Here is a 17,336-nt window from a genome sequence, read left to right as displayed (position 1 = left end):
GGCTCTCCGAAGGCGGGCAAACGCCGGAATTCTAGCCGATCGCGACCCCTGCCGTGCCTTCCGGCCAGCGTCGGAGTTGCGGCCCGTGGAACCCATCGCCTACCTTGGGCCACCTTTTCCGGACGCCCCGCATGGCCATCAAGACGATCTCCCAGTTCCTCGCCGCCTCGGCCCAGAAGGACTCCTCCGCCGAGGCCTTCGAGCTCGAAAGCCCGCGGATGCTCGAAATACGCCTGCAGGACTGGGTCTGGACCAAGGCCGGCGCGATGGTGGCCTACCACGGCGACCTGCGCTTCATCCGCCAGGGCATCCGCGAGCAGGGCCTGTCGACGCTGTTCAAGAAGGCGCTCAGCGGCGAGGGCATGCAGCTGATGAAGGTGCAGGGCCAGGGCCGGCTCTACGTTGCCGATGCCGGCAAGAAGGTGACCCTGCTGCGGCTGGAGAACGACACCATCTTCGTCAACGGCAACGACGTGCTGGCCTTCGAGTCGGGCGTGGCCTCGGAAATCACGATGATGCGGCGCATGGCCGGCATGATGTCCGGCGGGCTGTTCAACATGCGGCTCAGCGGCAGCGGCCTGGTGGCCATCACCTCTCACTACGAGCCGCTGACCCTGCCGGTGTCGCGCCGCACCGGGCCGGTGTTCACCGACCCCAATGCCACGGTGGCCTGGTCGGGCGGCCTGGTGCCGGAGATCAAGACCGACATCACCCTGCGCACCCTGCTGGGCCGCGGCTCGGGCGAAAGCATCCAGCTCAAGTTCCATGGCGAGGGCTGGGTGGTGGTGCAGCCCTACGAGGAAGTGCTGTACCGGGCCCAGGGCGGCTGAGTCCGGCCCGCCTTGCTCCGCCCACCCGCGCGCCCTGAGCCAATCCGGCCTCCTTTCACGCCCTGGGGGTTACAGGGCGCGGACTTCGGTCCGCATGAGGGTCCGAACGGGCCACGACAGGGGAGCGGCGGCATGAAGGCAAGCAGGATCGGCAGGGAGCGCCACGGCGCCGGCTGGGGCAGCGCAGGGTGGCCGAACGTCACCCCCGGCCCCGTTTGCATGTGTGCCAGCCCGAGTCTGGACACCGCCGCCCGTCTTGGTCGGCCCGCCGGGCACAGGGGGCATGCATGATCCAGTTCGCCGGCAAGTCGGTGCGCGCGGTCCGCGCGGTCACGTCCACGCTGCTGCTCGCGCTGGGGCTGGTCTCCACCGCCGCCGCGCAGGCCCCGGGTACCGCGGGCCTGGCCTCGCCGGCCGACCAGCCGGCCGAAGTGCCGGCCCGCGTCGGTGAGCCGGTCGAACTCCAGGTCATCGCCAGTCGCGATGGCCAGGCCCGGGCCGGCGAAGCCCTGACCTGGTCCCTGGAGTCGCCCGGGTCCGGACAGCTCGAGCGCCTGGACGCCAGCTCGCGCGCCGCCGGCGAAGGCGTCGCCGCCGGCTCCGGCCGCGCGCGCTTCACCGCGGCCACGGCCGGCCGCCACGGCATCACCGTGCAGATGCCGCGCGATGCCGGCTGTGCCTCCGCCGACTGCGTGCTGGTCGCGCATCGCATCGTGGTGCTGGCGTCGGCCGCCGACGTGGCCGATACCGGCGAAAAGCAGCGCGACCTGCGCTGGGTCGCGGGGGCCGGCGCCGGACTGGCGCTGATCGGCGCGGCCTCGACCACCGGCTCGGACGGCGACGGCAACAACGGTTCGAGCACCGGCACCCTGGCCATACTGGCCGGCAACGGCCAGAGCGGCCTGGCCAATAACCCGCTGCCGATCCCGCTGGAAGTCGTGGCGCTCAATGGCGGCGGCGCGGCGTCCGGCGTCACCATCCAGTGGACCGTGACGGGCGGCGCCACGCTGTCGGCAGCCACCGCAACCACCGGCGCCGATGGCCGCGCGCGCGTCAATGTCACCAGCCTCGGGCCGGGTCCGGGTCCCGTCACCGTCACCGCAACGCGCACCGACAACAGCGTCGGCGCCGTGTTCACGCTCACCATCAACATCGCCGCGCTGGACAAGATTTCCGGCGACGGCCAGACCACGCCGGTGGACACCACCACCGCCGCGCCCCTGGTCGTGCGCACCCAGCTAAACGGCGCGCCGCAGGCCGGCGTCGCCGTGACCTGGCAGGTGATCAGCGGCAATGGCAGCCTCAGCGGCGTCACCGCGGTGAGCGATGCCAACGGCCTGGCGCAGGCCTTCGTGGATGCGGGCCCGTTCCCCGGCACGATCACCGTGCGCGCCAGCCGCGCCGACTCGCCGCTGCTGCAGCAGACCTTCACGGTCAATGCGGTCGAGCTGCGCGACCTGGCCATCGTCAGCGGCAACAACCAGACCGAGGCGCAGGGCTATCCGCTGCCCAACCCGCTGGTGGTGCTGGCCACCGACAACGGCGCACCGGATCCGGGCGTCACCATCTTCTGGAGCGCCTCGCCGGGCGTGCAGCTGAGCTCGAACAGCACCATCACCGACGGCGCCGGCGAAAGCACCATCACCGTCACCGACACCGGCTTCGACCTGGATCCGTTCACCGTCACCGCGCAACGCGCGGACCAGCCCGGCCTGTCGGTCACCTTCAGCTTCAACATCACGCCGCCCACGCTCAGCGTGGTGGCGGGCGACGGCCAGAGCGGCCTGGCCGGCAGCCAGGCGGCGACGCCGGTGCAGGTGCAGCTGCTCGACGGCAACGGCGCGCCGATGGCGGGCCAGACCGTGGCCTGGACCGTGGAGTCGGGCTCGGCCACGCTGAGCACGCCGATGTCCATGACCGATGCCGGCGGCAACGCCGACGTGGGCTTCAGCTATGGCAGCCAGCCGGGACCGATCGTGATCCGCGCCTCGGTGTTCAACGACGGCGCCACCGCCGACGCCTCGGCCACCAGCCAGCCGCCCGGCGGCATCGCCGCGGCCAGCGGCGACGGCCAGACCGGCGATCCCGGCGATCCGCTGGCGCAGCCGCTGGTGATCCAGCTGGTGGATCCGGCGCCGGACCTGTCCGGCGTGCCGATCAGCTTCGTCGTGGTCTCGGGCAGCGCCACGCTGGCGCCGGCCAACACCGTCACCGATGCCGCGGGTCAGGCCAGCACGCAGGTGACCCTGGGGCTGACGCCGGGCCCGGTGGTGATCGAAGCCACCGCGCCGGGCGGCGTGGTGACGCAATTCACTGCCACCGTCACCGGCACCCTGGTGGTGACCAGCGTCACCGCGCCCACCGGCGACGGCCAGACCCTGACGCCGGGCACGCCCTCGGCGCCGATGGAGCTGACCTTGAACGGCAACGGCACGCCGCTGGCGGGCCAGACCGTGACCTGGACCACCACCGGCGGCACCCTCGACAGTGCCACCACCGTCACCGATGCCACCGGCAAGACCAGCAACCGCGTCACGGTCACCGGCTCGGGCACCACGGTGGTGACGGCCAGCTTCCCGACCTTCAACGAGTTCGTCGGCTCCAGCGTCAGCTTCACGCACAACTCCAACCTGGCCGCGCTGCCCAGCCTGTCCATCAACGAGGCCTCGGTGGCCGAAGCCCTGGACGCGGCCTGCCTCACGCTGGGCGGCAGCGGCACGCTGACGCCGGAAGAGCAGGACCTGGTGGACCAGTGCAATGCCCTGATCCTGGCTTCGACGACGGATCCGGGCGCGGTGGGCGAAGCCTTGACCGCGATGCTTCCCGACGTGGCCCAGACCCAGGCCGATGCCGGCAAGGCGGCGGTGGGCGCGCAGTTCAACAACCTCAACACCCGCATGGTGGGCCTGCGCAGCGGCGCGCCGGTGGCCAAGCTGTCCTTCGCGGGCCTCACGCTGGCGGCCTCGGGTGGCCGCGTGGCGCTGGCGCCGCTGGGCCTGTCGCTGCTGGGCGCGGCGGAGACCGCACCGGCGGAAGAAATGGCGTTCGAGAAGTGGGGCTTCTTCGTGTCGGGCAACATCGGCCGCGGTGAATCCGATCCCACCCGCCTGACGCCGCGCTACGACTTCGATGTCGAAGGCCTCACTGCCGGCGTCGACTACCGCTGGAGCGACAGCCTGGTGCTGGGCGCGGCCCTGGGCTACACGCGCCAGGACACCGACCTGTCGGGCGGGCAGGGCTCGGTCGAGATGCAGGGCCTGAGCCTGTCGGGCTATTCCACCTGGTACCACGGCAACGACTGGTACCTGGACAGCGTGGTGACGCTGGGCAACAACCAGTACGACCACGCCCGCCGCATCCAGTACGTGCTGCCCGGCGAAGTGGTGGACCAGGTCGCCAAGGCCGACTCCGACGGTACCGACCTCAGCGCCACGGTCACCTTCGGCCGCGATTTCTCGCGCGGCGCCTGGACCTTCGGCGCCTATGGCCGCGCGGCGTACAGCCGCCTGGGCTTCGACGCCTTCCAGGAAGAAGTGGACGATTCGCTCAACGGCAATGGCCTGGCCCTGCGGGTCGAGTCGCGCACCGTCACCGGCCTGTCCTCGACCCTGGGCGGCAAGGCGGCCTACGCGCACAGCGCCTCGTGGGGCATCCTGGTGCCGCAGCTGGAGGCCGAGTGGGTGCACGAATACGGCAGCGACACCGAGGCCTTCCGCGGCTTCTTCGTCGACGACCCGACCCAGACCCCGATCCTGGTGCTGGGCGACGACCTGGACAACGACTACTTCCGCATCGGCCTGGGCCTGTCCCTGGTGCTGACCGAAGGCCGCTCGGGCTTCATCACCTACGAGCGCCTGGTCGCCCGCTCGGGCATCGACCAGCAGACGCTGTCGCTGGGCTTCCGCTGGGAGTTCTGACCCAAGCCAAAAGCGCCGGCAAGAAAAAAGGCCGCGGATCGCTCCGCGGCCTTTTCATTCAACGGGTGGCGCGACGACTCAGACCGCCATGGCCTTCGCGACTTCCGCCGCGTAGTCCTCGACCACCTTCTCGATGCCTTCGCCCACGGCCAGGCGCTGGAACTGCACCACGTCCGCGCCCGCGGCCTTCAGCGCCGCCTCGACCGTCTGGTCGGTGTTGAGCACGTACGGCTGGCCGTACAGCGTGACCTCGTTGACGATCTTCGCGACCTTGCCACCGATGATCTTCTCGAGGATCTCGGCCGGCTTGGCCTTGTCCTTCTCCGACATCTTGGCCAGCTCGATTTCCTTTTCCTTGGCCAGGAAGTCGGCCGGCACGTCGGCCGCCTTGTTGTAGGGCGGGTTCATCGCCGCCACGTGCATGGCGATGCCGCGGGCCAGCTCGGCGTCGCCGCCCTTGAGCTCGACCAGCACGCCGATGCGGCCGCCGTGGATGTAGGCAGCGACCGTGTTGCCGCTGTCGACCTTGGCCAGGCGACGCACGTCCACCTTCTCGCCGACCTTGGCGATGACGGCGGCGCGGGCTTCTTCCACGGTCTCGCCGGTGGCGAGCTTGGCGGACTTCAGCGCTTCCGCATCGGCGGCGCCGGAAGCCAGGGCGGCCTGGGCGACGGCGTTGGTGAAGGCCAGGAAGTTGTCGTCCTTGGCCACGAAGTCGGTCTCGGAGTTGACTTCGACCAGCACGGCCTTGCCGCCTTCGCTGGCGGCCACGATGCGGCCTTCGGCGGCAACGCGGTCGGCCTTCTTGTCGGCCTTGGCCAGGCCCGACTTGCGCAGCCACTCGGCGGCCGCGTCGATGTCGCCCTTGTTTTCGACGAGGGCCTTCTTGCACTCCATCATGCCGGCGCCGGTACGCTCGCGCAGGTCCTTGACCAGGGAAGCAGTGATTTCCATGAGTTTCTCCAGCTATTGGTAGTGGCGCGATGCCGTGCAGGCATCACGCTCGAAGATGTGCCGCGGCGCAGCTTGGCGCCGCGGCATGACGCCGCGGTGACTCAGCGGGCGTCGCGCTTGTCGCCGCCGGGACCGCCCGGGCCACGACGGGCCGGACGCTTGTCGTCGCGCGGGGCGCGGCGCGGGGCGGGCTTGGTGTCGGCCTTGGCGACCGGGTTGCCCTCGGCGTCGAGCTCGACGAACTCGTCGGCGGCCACGTGGGCCTGCGGCGAGGCGGCCTTGCCTTCCAGCACGGCGTCGGCGGCCGCGTGCACGTACAGCTGCACCGCGCGGATGGCGTCGTCGTTGCCCGGGATGGCGTAGTCCACCAGGTTGGGGTCGTAGTTGGTGTCGACCACGGCGATGACCGGGATGCCGAGCTTCTTGGCTTCCTGCACGGCGATGTTCTCGTGGCCGATGTCGATCACGAACAGCGCGTCGGGCAGGCGGTTCATGTCCTTGATGCCGCCCAGGGACGCGAACAGCTTCTCGCGCTCGCGGCGCAGGCCCAGCACTTCGTGCTTGACCAGCTTCTCGAAGGTGCCGTCGGTTTCAGCGGCCTCGAGCTCCTTCAGGCGGGCCACCGACTTCTTCACCGTGGCGAAGTTGGTCAGGGTGCCGCCCAGCCAGCGCATGCTCATGTAGGGCTGGTTGCAGCGGGTGGCCTCTTCCTTGATGGCTTCGCGGGCCGAACGCTTGGTGCCGACGAACAGGATGGTGCCGCGCTTCTGGGCGATGCCCGAGATGAAGTTCATCGCGTCCGTGAACAGCGGCAGCGTCTTCTCGAGGTTGATGATGTGGATCTTGCCGCGGGCGCCGAAGATGTACGGGCCCATCTTGGGGTTCCAGTAGCGGGTCTGGTGGCCGAAGTGAACGCCGGCTTCCAGCATCTGGCGCATGGTGACCTGGGTCATCTGGGTATTCCTTGAATAGGGAGCCGGCCGCACGCTGGCGGCTTCGGAGCTCCGGGGTTGGGCCTCCACCTGGCCACCGCCTCGAACCTTCGGGACCTTGCGGACCCTCGGGCACCCCGGGGCGGGGTAGTGCCAGGTGTGTGAATTCACCGGTGACGCCCGGCGTGGGCGGACTTGGCCCCCCGGCAGGCCCGGGTAGGGGTCTGGCGGGAATCAAGCCGCGGGATTATAGCCCGCTGGCCGAATCGGCCGCAACTGAGGGATAATCCCGGGCATGAGGATCACCCTGAAGTCCCCCGAAGACATCGAACGCATGCGCGTGGCCGGCCGCCTGGCCGCCGAGGTGCTGCAGGTCGTGGCCCCGCACGTGAAGCCGGGCGTCAGCACCGCCGAGCTGGACCGGATCTGCCACGACCACATCGTGGACGTGCAGAAGGCCATCCCGGCCAACGTGGGCTACAAGGGCTTCCCGGCCACCATCTGCACCTCGGTCAACAACGTCATCTGCCACGGCATCCCCAGCGAGGCCAAGATCCTCAAGGACGGGGACATCGTCAACATCGACGTCACCGTCATCAAGGACGGCTGGCACGGCGACACCAGCCGCATGTATTTCGTCGGCGAGCCCAGCATCAAGGCCCGCCGCCTGGTCGAGGTGACCCGCGAGGCCATGTTTCGCGCCATCCGCATCGTCAAGCCGGGGATTACCCTGGGCGACATCGGCCACGCCATCCAGAAGTACGCCGAAGCCGAGCGCTTCAGCGTGGTGCGCGAGTACTGCGGCCACGGCATCGGCCGCATCTACCACGAGGACCCGCAGGTGCTGCACTACGGCCAGCCGCAGTCGGGCGTGGTGCTGCAGAAGGGCATGACCTTCACCATCGAGCCGATGATCAACGAAGGCAGCCGCCATACGAAGCTGCTCAACGACGGCTGGACCGTCGTGACCAAGGACAAGTCGCTGTCGGCCCAGTGGGAGCACACGGTGGCGGTCACCGACGATGGCGTCGAGATCCTCACCCGCCTCCCCGGCGACGACAACGACCTGTGACCGGGGCCGGCCCATGAGCGCCGTGCCCACGCCCGTTTCCCCGACCCTGGTGGCCGCCCTCGCCGCGGCCGGCGACGACGCCACCTGGCGCGAGGCCGCCAAGGCCGGGCTGGCCGCGCGCCGGCTCGAGCTGCGCCGCCGCTTCGAGGCCGGCGAGGCCATCGACCGGCTGGTGTCGCTGTGCACCGAAGCCAGCGATGCCGTGGTGCTGTCGGCCTGGACCCGCTGCCTGCCGGCGCAGGCGGCCCTGCACCTGCTGGCCACCGGCGGCTACGGCCGCGCCGAGCTGTATCCGCAGTCGGACATCGACCTGCTGGTGCTGGCCGAACCCGCCGCCCAGCAGGCGCACGAAACCGCGATCGGCCACTTCTTCTCGCTGCTGTGGGACGCCGGCCTGGCCACCAGCCAGGCGGTGCGCTCGCTGGCGCAGTGCGTGGATGCGGCGCGCGAGGACATCACGGTGCTGACCGCGCTGATGGAATGCCGCCTGCTGTCGGGCGAACCCGGGGCGCCCGGCCGCCTAGCCAGCGCCCTGGCGCCGCCGGCGATCTGGCCGCCGGCGGACTATTTCCACGCCAAGCGCGAGGAGCAGCGCCAGCGCCACGCCCGCTTCCACGACACCGCCCACAACCTCGAGCCCAACATCAAGGAAGGTCCCGGGGGACTGCGTGACCTGCAGACCGTCACCTGGATGGGCATGCGCCTGTACGGCGTGCCGGGCCTGCGTGCACTGACGCCGCTGGGCCTGCTGGGCGAAGACGAATGCGCCAGCCTCGAGCGCGAATGGCGCCAGCTGGCCCGCCTGCGCTTCGGCCTGCACCTGCTGGCGCCGCGGCGCGAGGAGCGCCTGGGCTTCGACCACCAGAAGTCGCTGGCGGCCATGCTGGGCCTGAAGGACGAACACCGCGACAACCTGGCGGTGGAGCAGATGATGCAGGGCTTCTTCCGCAGCGCCGCCACCGTGATGCGCATCAACGACCGGCTGCTGCAGCGATTCGAGGAACAGCTCTCGGGCGACGAGCCGCCGGTGCCGGCGGGCGAGGGCTACGAGCTGCGCCACGGCTACCTGGCGATGACCCGGCCCGAGCGACTGCGCGAAGGCCTGGCGCCGATGCTGGAACTGTTCGCGGTCTGGGACGGATTGCCCGAGGCCCGCGGCCTGCATTCGGAAACCGCGCGCGCGCTGGGTGAGTCGCTGCAGGCGATCGCGCCGTGCACCGAGCAGCCGCCCGAGGTGCGCCAGCGCTTCATGCAGCTGCTCGAATCGCGCCGCGCGGTGGCCACGCTCACCCGCATGGCGCGCATGGGCGTGCTGGCGCGCTACCTGCCGGCCTTCGGCAAGGTGTCGGGGCGCATGCAGTACGACCTGTTCCATGTCTACACCGTCGACCAGCACACGCTGACCGTGCTGGCGCACATGGATGGCTTCGCGCGCCGGGTGGACGAGCGCTTCGCGATCGCGCACGAGGTGCTGCCGCGCCTGCGCAAGCCGCACCTGCTGCTGCTGGCCGGGCTGTTCCATGACATCGCGAAGGGCCGCGGCGGCGACCATTCCGAGCTGGGCGCGGTGGATGCGCGCGAGTTCGCGCAGGTGCACGCGATGCCCGCCGCCGACGCCGACCTGCTGGCCTGGCTGGTCGAACAGCACCTGCTGATGTCGGTGACCGCGCAGCGCCAGGACATCTCCGACCCGGACGTCGTCGCGCGCTTCGCCAACAAGGTGGCCGACCGCGAACACCTGGACTACCTGTACCTGCTCACCTGCGCCGACATCGCCGGCACCAGCCCCAAGCTGTGGAATGCCTGGAAGGACCGCCTGCTGGCCGACCTGTATTCGGCCACGCGTTTCGCGCTGCGGCGTGGCCTGGAAAACCCGGTGCACGCCAACGAGATCATGGCCGAGACCCGCGCGGTGGCGATGGAGCGGCTGCTGGGCGAGGGCCTGGACCAGGCCGAGGTGGAAGCCATCTGGAAGAGCTATCCCGACGTCGGCTTCCTGCGCTACCGGCCCGAACAGATCGCCTGGCAGACGCGCGGCATCGCCGAGTCCCGCGGCGGCGACACCCAGGTGCTGGTGCGACCGCACCTGCAGCAGGACGGGCTGGAGGTGTTCGTGCGCACGCCCGACCGCGACGGCCTGTTCGCGGCCCTGGTCGCCACGCTCGACCGGCTGGGCCTGAACGTGCTCGATGCGCGCGTGCTGGGGTCGGCCGACGGCCACGCGCTCGACAGTTTCCAGCTGGTCGCGCCGCAGGGCCAGGCCCCCGACCCGGCCGCGGTGGAAGCCGCGCTGCTGGCCGCCCTGCGCGACCCGGCGCGCGTGCGCCCGGCCCGCCGCGCGGCGCCGCGCCAGCTGCGGCATTTCCGCGTGCCCGCGCGCGTCACCTTCGACCACCTGCCCGACGGCAGCCGCACCCGCATGAGCCTGGTCTGCACCGACCAGCCCGGGCTGCTGGCCGGCGTGGCCCAGGTGCTGCGCCAGCACCGGCTGCGCGTTCACGATGCCCGCATCGCCACCTTCGGCGAGAAGGTCGAGGATTTTTTCCTGCTCACCGACGAGCGCGACCGCGCCATCGAGGACCAGGCCCTGTTGGACAAGCTGAGCCAGGCCATCGTGGCCTGCGTCGATGGAGACATGGAGCATGGCAAGAAAGAAGCCCGACACTGAGCAGCTGCAGGCGATCATCGAAGATGCCTTCGAACGCCGCGCCACGCTGAGCGCCGCCGAAATCGACGGCTCCACCCGGCCCGCGGTGGAGGAAGCCATCGCCCTGCTCGAGTCCGGCCGCGTTCGGGTGGCCACGCCGGCCAAGGGCGGCTGGGAAGTGCACCAGTGGCTGAAGAAGGCCGTGCTGCTGTATTTCCGCGTCAACGACATGGAACTGGTGGAAGCCTACCCGTCGCCGTTCTGGGACAAGGTGCCGCAGCGCTTCCAGGGCTTCGACGAGGCCGACTTCCGCGAGGTGGGCGCGCGCGTGGTGCCCGGCGCCGTGGTGCGCGCCGGCTGCCACATCGGCAAGGACGTGGTGCTGATGCCCAGCTTCGTGAACATCGGCGCCTACGTCGGTGCCGGCACCATGGTCGACACCTGGGCCACGGTCGGCAGCTGCGCGCAGATCGGCAAGAACTGCCATCTCTCGGGCGGCGCCGGCATCGGCGGCGTGCTCGAGCCGCTGCAGGCCAGCCCGACCATCATCGAGGACGACTGCTTCATCGGCGCCCGCGCCGAGGTGGTGGAAGGTGTGGTGGTGGAGAAGGGCAGCGTGATCGGCATGGGCGTCTTCATCGGCCAGAGCACCCGCATCTACAACCGCGCCACCGGCGAGGTCACGCACGGCCGGGTGCCGGCCGGCAGCGTGGTGGTCTCCGGTTCGCTGCCGTCGGCGGATGGCAAGTACTCGCTTTACTGCGCCGTCATCGTGAAGCAGGTGGATGCCAAGACGCGCGCAAAGACCTCCGTGAACGAGCTGCTGCGGGGCGCGCTGGAGTAGGAACGCGGCCCGCGATCCGTGACGCGGGCCACCATTTTCGATGTCGACGTCGCTACAGGATCGACGGGCAGGGGCGGTGCAGGAATACTAGGCGCTGGAAATCCACCTGGCCCACATTTCGGGGAATCCATGCGCACCTCCCTTCTGATTCTCGCCTTGGCCTTTAACGCGACGCTCACCGCCCCGCCTGCACGCGCCGCCGGCGTGGATGTGGCGGCCTTCGTCAAGCGCGACGTCTTCCGCGACATCAAGATCTCGCCCACCGGCGAATACCTCGCCGCCACCGTGCCCATGGAGGACCGGACCGGCCTGGTCATCCTGCAGCGTTCCGATGGCAAGAAGACGGCCTCCTTCGCCCTGGGCAAGGACACCCACATCGAGGAATTCAACTGGGTCAGCAACGACCGCGTGCTGATCAGCCCGTCGCAAAGTTTCGGCCAGCTCGACAAGCCCGTGCTCACCGGTGAACTGTTCGCGGTCAACGTGGACGGTTCGCGGGCGGAGAACCTGGTGGGCTTCCGCGTCGAGAACGCCGGTGCCGGCACCCGCATCCGGCCCAAGGAGGCCGAGAACGTGTTTGCGGAGCTGGTGGACGATCTGCCCAACGAGGACAAGCACGTCATCGTCTCGATCTCGCCGTTCAGTGCCGAGCCCTACACCCGCGCCGAGCGGCTGGACGTCTACACGGGCCGCCGGACCACGGCCGCCCGGGTGCCGGTGCAGCGTGCCGTCTTCGCCACCGACAACCATGGCGTGGTTCGCTTTGCCCGGGGCGCCGGTTCGGACAACGCCAGCAAGCTGTACTACCGCAAGGACGCCGACACCGAGTGGGAGCTGATCAACGACGAGCTCAAGACCGGCCGCGTCGACAGCGTGATCGGTTTTTCGCCCGACGATCGCATCGCCTACCTGCGGTCCGACCAGCGGCAGGGTCCGGACCTGATCGTGGCCTATGACGTCGCCAGCGGCGAGCGCAAGACCGTGCTCAGCGACGACAGCGTGGATCCGTGGCTGGTGATCCGGCAGACGGGCGCGGGTCGCGCGCCGGTGGGCGCCGTGTTCATGGACGGGAAGCCGCGTACCGAATTTTTCGACAACGCGTCCGCCGATGCGCGGCTTTACCGCACGCTGGAGAAGGCCTTCGCCGGCCAGGCCGTGCTGATCACGTCCACCACCCGCGACGGCAAGCTGTCGCTGGTGCAGACCTACACCGACGGCAATCCGGGCGATTTCTACGTGTTTGACCGCGAAGCACTGAAAGCCGAGCACGTCATCAGCCGTCGCGACTGGTTCGACCCCGAGCAGATGGCCCAGGCCGAGCCGGTCACGCTGAAGTCCCGCGACGGCCTGGCCCTGCATGGCTACCTGACGCGGCCCCGTGGCGCCACCGGCAAGCTGCCGATGGTGGTGCTTCCGCACGGCGGCCCGTTCGGAATCTTCGACACCTGGCAGTTCGACGACGAGGCCCAGATGCTGGCACAGGCGGGCTATGCGGTGCTGAAGATCAACTTCCGCGGTTCCGGCAACTACGGTCGGGCCTTCAACCAGGCCGGCGCGCGCCAGTGGGGCGGCGCCATGCAGGACGACGTGACCGATGCCACGCGGTGGGCCATCGCCCAGGGCATCGCCGATCCGTCGCGCATCTGCATCTATGGCGCCAGCTACGGCGCCTATGCGGCCCTGGTGGGCGCGGCGCGCGAACCCGAGCTTTACCGCTGTGCCGCCGGCTATGTCGGCGTGTACGACCTGCCGATGATGCACCAGCAGGACAGCCGCGACAGCGACTCGGCGAAGACCTGGATGAACGACTGGGTCGGTCCCATCAATACGCTGCAGGCCAACTCCGCCATCACCCTGGCTGCCAAGGTGAAGGCGCCGGTGTTCATGGCCGCCGGCGGCGAAGACAGCATCGCGCCGATCGAGCACACCGAGCGCATGGAGAAGGCGCTGCAGCGCGCTGGCGTGCAGGTGGAAACGCTCTACTACAAGACTGAAGGCCACGGCTTCTACACGCCCGAACACCGCACCGAGTACTACACGCGACTGCTCGACTTCCTCTCGCGCCATCTTGGAGGTGCCAAGGCGAAGGCGCCATGAGGCTGTTGGGACAGGCCGGCGTCTGCGCAGGCGTCAAAGCCGTAGTTCTCGCCGGTGCCCTACTTGCGGCGGCAGCACTGGCGGGCCCGGCTAACGCCGGCATCGACCTGTCTTCGCACCTGCGGCCCAACGCCTACGACGACCTGGCGCTGTCCCCCGCCGGCACCTACTACGCGACCACCGTGGCCCAGGAGAACGCCACCTCGCTGGTGGTGATCCGCCGCAGCGACATGGCGGCCACCGGAGTCTTCAACCTGGGTCCGAACAGCCACGTCACCGATTTCGACTGGGTCAGCGACGACTACCTGCTGGTGTCCATCGCCGAGAAGTTCGGTGCACTGGAAACCCCCGTGCCCACCGGCGAGCTCTACGGCGTCGCGGCCGTGGATGGCGAAGCGAAAACGCTGGTGGGTTTCCGCGCGGGCGATGATCCCAGGCCGCATGTGGGCGTGGTCCAGTTGAACCGCCCGCGCGATGTGGCGGCCCATCTGTTGCACCGTCTTCCCGACGACCCCCAGCACGTGCTGATCGAGGTGTGGCCGTACGAGACCCTGCCACGCACCAAGGTCCAGAAGATGAACCTTCGCAGCGGCAGGCGCAGTCCCGTTGCCGAAGGCCCGGTACCGCGCGCCAGCTTCGGCACCGACAATGCGGGCCGGGTGCGCTTCGCCGTGGGCGCGGCTGCCGACAACATCAGCAAGCTCTACCATCGCGCCGACAACGACGCCGAGTGGACGCTGGTCAACGACGAGTCCAGCAGCCGGGTGCGCGAGTTTCCCCTGGGCTTCGCCACGGACGACCAGGTCGCGTACCTCGAAGTCGAGCATGCCCAGGGACCCAATTCGGTGGTTGCCTTCGACACCCGCACCGGCGAGCGCCGGCCCGTGTTGCGCGACGAGGAGCTCGACCCTTACCGGATCGTGCGCGATACCGGCAGGTCGCGGGCACCCCTGGGTGTGATGTATAGCGGCGCCTCAGTGCGCACTGCCTACTTCGACGAAAAATCCCCGGCAGCCCTGCTGCAACGCAGCCTGGAAAAGGGCTTCGGGGGCGATCCCGTGCACGTGATCTCCAGCACCGACGATGGCCGCCTGGCCCTGTTGCTGAACTGGTCGGCGCGCAACCCGGGCGATTTTTTCCTGTTCGACACCGTTGCCAAGAAGGCCAACCGCGTGCTGAGCCGACGCGAGTGGCTTCATCCCGCGGCCACCGCTCCGGTCGAACCGGTACTCATCGAGGCGCGCGACGGCCTCGTGCTGCATGGCCTTCTGACCCGCGCGAAGGGAGCGCCGGGGCCGAAGGCGATGGTGGTGATGCCGCATGGCGGTCCCTTCGGTGAGTTCGATGCCCTGGAGTTCGACAACGAAGCGCAACTGCTGGCCCAGGCCGGTTATGCGGTGCTGCAGGTGAATTTCCGCGGTTCGGGCAACCGAGGTCGCGCCTTCCTGCAGGCCGGTGCCCGCCAATGGGGAGGCCGCATGCAGGACGACGTCACCGACGCCACCCGCTGGGCGATCGCACAGGGCCATGCCGATCCGGCCCGCATCTGCCTTTACGGTGCCAGCTACGGCGCCTACGCCAGCATGATGGGCCTGGCGCGCGAACCCGGGCTCTACCGCTGCGGCGTCGGCTATGTCGGCGTCTACGACCTGCAGCGCATGGTCGACGATGACGCGCGGCGCGGCGCCTCGAGCAAGCTCTGGCTCTCGGAATGGGTAGGCGAGGGCGAGGCCTTGCGCGAGGCATCCGCCACCACGGTGGCCGCCCGCATCCGTGCGCCCGTGCTGCTGGTGGCCGGCGGACGCGACCGCATCGCCCCGATCGCACACACCAGGGCGATGGAGCGCGCGCTGAAGGCGGCCGGAACGCCGGTCGAAACCCTGTACGTTTCCACCGAGGGCCACGGCTTCTTCGCCGAAGACAACCGGCGCGCCCACTACACCCGCCTGCTCGCCTTCCTGGCCACACACCTGGGCGGCGAACGGGCAAACTAGGCCGCATGCCCGCGGGAGACAGCCAGTGACGACGACGCTTTACGGCCTCGAGGCCTGCGACACGTGCCGCAAGGCACGCAACTGGCTCAAGCGATTCGAAGTCGACCATGCCTTTGTCGACTACCGCGCCAACCGCGTGCCGGCCGAAACCCTGAAGGCCTGGGCCGCGCAGCTGGGCGGTTGGGACAAGCTGGTCAACCGCGCCTCCACCACCTGGCGCCAGCTGCCGGAGGCACGCAAGGCGCCGGCCAGCGACCCCGAATGGACCCTGCTGATCAAGGAACATCCGGCGCTGGTGAAGCGCCCGGTGCTGGTGACCGACGACGGCACGGTCAGCGTCGGCTTCACCGACAATGCCTACAAGCTGCGCTTCGGGAAATCCAAATGAGCCAGGTGCTGGACCTGACCCGCGACCTGATCGCCCGCGCCTCGGTAACCCCCGAGGATGCCGGCTGCCAGGCGCTGCTGGCGGCGCGGCTGGCCGCCGCCGGCTTCACCTGCGAGTCGCTGGACTTCGGCGCGGTGAAGAACCTCTGGGCCACGCACGGGCAGGGCGGCGACGTGCTGTGTTTCCTGGGCCACACCGACGTGGTGCCGCCGGGCCCGCGCGAGGCCTGGGCCAGCGACCCCTTCGTGCCCGAGATCCGCGACGGCTACCTCTACGGTCGCGGCGCGGCCGACATGAAGGGCAGCGTGGCCGCATTCGTGGTGGCCCTGGAGCAGTTCGTGGCCGCGCATCCGGACCATGCGGGCACGGTGGCCCTGCTGCTGACCTCGGACGAGGAGGGCGACGCCATCGACGGCGTACGCCGCGTCGCCGACCACTTCCGGGCCATCGGCCGCCGCATCGACTTCTGCGTCACCGGCGAGCCCTCGTCCAAGGCCGCGCTGGGCGACCTGCTGCGCGTGGGACGCCGCGGCACGCTGTCGGGAACGCTGACCGTGCAGGGCATCCAGGGCCACGTGGCCTATCCGGAAAAGGCGCGCAACCCGATCCACCAGGCCATGCCGGCCCTGGCCGAGCTCAGCGCGCGCGAATGGGACAGCGGCTATCCGGAGTTCCCGGCGTCCAGCTTCCAGATTTCCAACATCCACGCGGGCACCGGCGCCAACAACGTCATCCCCGGCCACTGCGAGGTGGTGTTCAACTTCCGCTACAACCCGGGCTGGAGCGCCGAGGCGCTGGAGCGCGAAACCCAGGCCGTGCTCGACCGCCATGGCCTGCAGTACACCCTGGCCTGGCACCGCGGCGGCGAGCCTTTCCTCACCGGCGAGGGCCGCCTGCGGGCGGCCGTGCGCGCGGTGCTTCAGGAAACCCTGGGCATGCGCCCGGAAGAAAACACCGGTGGCGGCACCTCGGACGCCCGCTTCATTGCGCCCCTGGGCGCCGAGGTGGTGGAGCTGGGTCCCGTGAACGCCAGCATCCACAAGGTGGACGAACGCATCGCCGTGGATGAACTCGAGCGCCTCCCCGCGCTGTTCCGAGCCATCGCCGAACGGCTGTTGCCCGCCTGACCTCCCGCTGTCCGATTCCCCCGGTGTGTCTGCGTCAGGCGGCCGCGTTGAACCAGGCCTTCTCGGCCGCGGGCGCCACCTTGTGGTCCTTGAGTTCGCGCAGGATGCCCAGCACCTCGCGGTGCACGGCCAGCAGGCCCTCGTCCTTCGCGTTGCGGGTCTCGTGGTACACCACGGCCAGCCACGTGGCGATGCTGCGCTGGCGAAGCTGGATGGAGCGGTCGCGAACGCGGCCCGCAGCCGTGGTGGCCACCGGCGTCCAGGGACGATAGAGCGAGTCGCCATTGCCGCCGTAAAGGTGCGGCAGGGGCAGGCGTGCCGCCGCCTGGATCTCGGACAGCGTGTGTTCGGCCGTCTGCTTGCGCTGGTCCATGTTCAGGGCCAGCACGGCCTGGCGGACCGCCGCGGCCTGTTTGGACAACATCATGCGACGCAGCTGCGTCAGCATCGTGATCAGGAAATCCATACCAACCCACCTTGCCGGTTCGAAGAATCGGTGCGGTGGATCGCTCCCCCTGACGGCGATCCAACCCG

12 protein-coding genes are annotated in these 17,336 nt (G+C 69.7%); 9 read left to right on the top strand and 3 right to left on the bottom strand.

Features of this window, described 5'->3' with window-relative positions:
* Positions 1 to 131 precede the first annotated feature (131 nt).
* Both ACOQFR_RS14620 and ACOQFR_RS14615 read left to right on the top strand, forming a co-directional pair.
* Positions 132 to 830 (top strand): AIM24 family protein, encoded by a 699-nt coding sequence (locus tag ACOQFR_RS14620; protein WP_421383163.1) that lies wholly within the window; start codon positions 132 to 134, stop codon positions 828 to 830.
* Positions 831 to 1,117: 287 nt separating this feature from the next.
* A complete protein-coding gene (locus ACOQFR_RS14615) occupies positions 1,118 to 4,747 on the top strand; it encodes an autotransporter domain-containing protein (RefSeq protein WP_421383161.1) in 3,630 nt (1,209 codons plus the stop codon).
* A gap of 78 nt (positions 4,748 to 4,825) precedes the next feature.
* On the opposite strand, the gene tsf is transcribed toward ACOQFR_RS14615, so the two are convergent.
* Both tsf and rpsB read right to left on the bottom strand, forming a co-directional pair.
* A complete protein-coding gene (tsf, locus tag ACOQFR_RS14610) occupies positions 4,826 to 5,701 on the bottom strand; it encodes a translation elongation factor Ts (RefSeq protein WP_421383159.1) in 876 nt (291 codons plus the stop codon).
* Positions 5,702 to 5,802: 101 nt separating this feature from the next.
* On the bottom strand, positions 5,803 to 6,654 hold the full coding sequence (gene rpsB / locus ACOQFR_RS14605) for a 30S ribosomal protein S2 (RefSeq protein ID WP_421383157.1): 852 nt from the start codon (positions 6,652 to 6,654) through the stop codon (positions 5,803 to 5,805).
* A gap of 274 nt (positions 6,655 to 6,928) precedes the next feature.
* Here rpsB and map point away from each other — a divergent pair, with 274 nt between their 5' ends.
* The 7 genes from map to dapE all read left to right on the top strand — a co-directional run bounded on the left by map (position 6,929) and on the right by dapE (position 16,802).
* Positions 6,929 to 7,705 (top strand): type I methionyl aminopeptidase, encoded by a 777-nt coding sequence (map, locus tag ACOQFR_RS14600; protein WP_421383155.1) that lies wholly within the window; start codon positions 6,929 to 6,931, stop codon positions 7,703 to 7,705.
* Between the two features lie 13 nt (positions 7,706 to 7,718).
* On the top strand, positions 7,719 to 10,373 hold the full coding sequence (gene glnD, locus ACOQFR_RS14595; protein ID WP_421383153.1) for a [protein-PII] uridylyltransferase: 2,655 nt from the start codon (positions 7,719 to 7,721) through the stop codon (positions 10,371 to 10,373).
* On the top strand, positions 10,333 to 11,196 hold the full coding sequence (gene dapD, locus ACOQFR_RS14590; protein WP_421383151.1) for a 2,3,4,5-tetrahydropyridine-2,6-dicarboxylate N-succinyltransferase: 864 nt from the start codon (positions 10,333 to 10,335) through the stop codon (positions 11,194 to 11,196). Before glnD ends, dapD begins: the two co-directional genes overlap by 41 nt.
* 129 nt (positions 11,197 to 11,325) lie before the next feature.
* Positions 11,326 to 13,293: an alpha/beta hydrolase family protein gene (locus ACOQFR_RS14585; RefSeq protein WP_421383149.1), complete on the top strand. Its 1,968-nt coding sequence runs from the start codon at positions 11,326 to 11,328 to the stop codon at positions 13,291 to 13,293.
* Complete coding sequence (locus ACOQFR_RS14580) at positions 13,290 to 15,287, top strand: alpha/beta hydrolase family protein (protein WP_421383147.1); 1,998 nt, start codon at positions 13,290 to 13,292, stop codon at positions 15,285 to 15,287. Before ACOQFR_RS14585 ends, ACOQFR_RS14580 begins: the two co-directional genes overlap by 4 nt.
* Positions 15,288 to 15,312: 25 nt before the next feature.
* The gene (locus ACOQFR_RS14575; RefSeq protein ID WP_421383145.1) at positions 15,313 to 15,675 is read left to right on the top strand and encodes a Spx/MgsR family RNA polymerase-binding regulatory protein; all 363 of its coding nucleotides are present in this window, start codon (positions 15,313 to 15,315) and stop codon (positions 15,673 to 15,675) included.
* Positions 15,672 to 16,802: a succinyl-diaminopimelate desuccinylase gene (gene dapE, locus ACOQFR_RS14570; protein ID WP_421383143.1), complete on the top strand. Its 1,131-nt coding sequence runs from the start codon at positions 15,672 to 15,674 to the stop codon at positions 16,800 to 16,802. Before ACOQFR_RS14575 ends, dapE begins: the two co-directional genes overlap by 4 nt.
* Positions 16,803 to 16,836: 34 nt before the next feature.
* On the opposite strand, the gene ACOQFR_RS14565 is transcribed toward dapE, so the two are convergent.
* Positions 16,837 to 17,268: a hypothetical protein gene (locus tag ACOQFR_RS14565; RefSeq protein ID WP_421383141.1), complete on the bottom strand. Its 432-nt coding sequence runs from the start codon at positions 17,266 to 17,268 to the stop codon at positions 16,837 to 16,839.
* Positions 17,269 to 17,336: the final 68 nt, after the last annotated feature.

The sequence above is a fragment of the Arenimonas sp. MALMAid1274 genome (genome assembly GCF_049195245.1).
Lineage (GTDB): Bacteria > Pseudomonadota > Gammaproteobacteria > Xanthomonadales > Xanthomonadaceae > Arenimonas.
The sequence above is the reverse complement of the archived record's forward strand: the minus strand, read 5'-3'. Positions and strand labels throughout refer to the sequence as shown.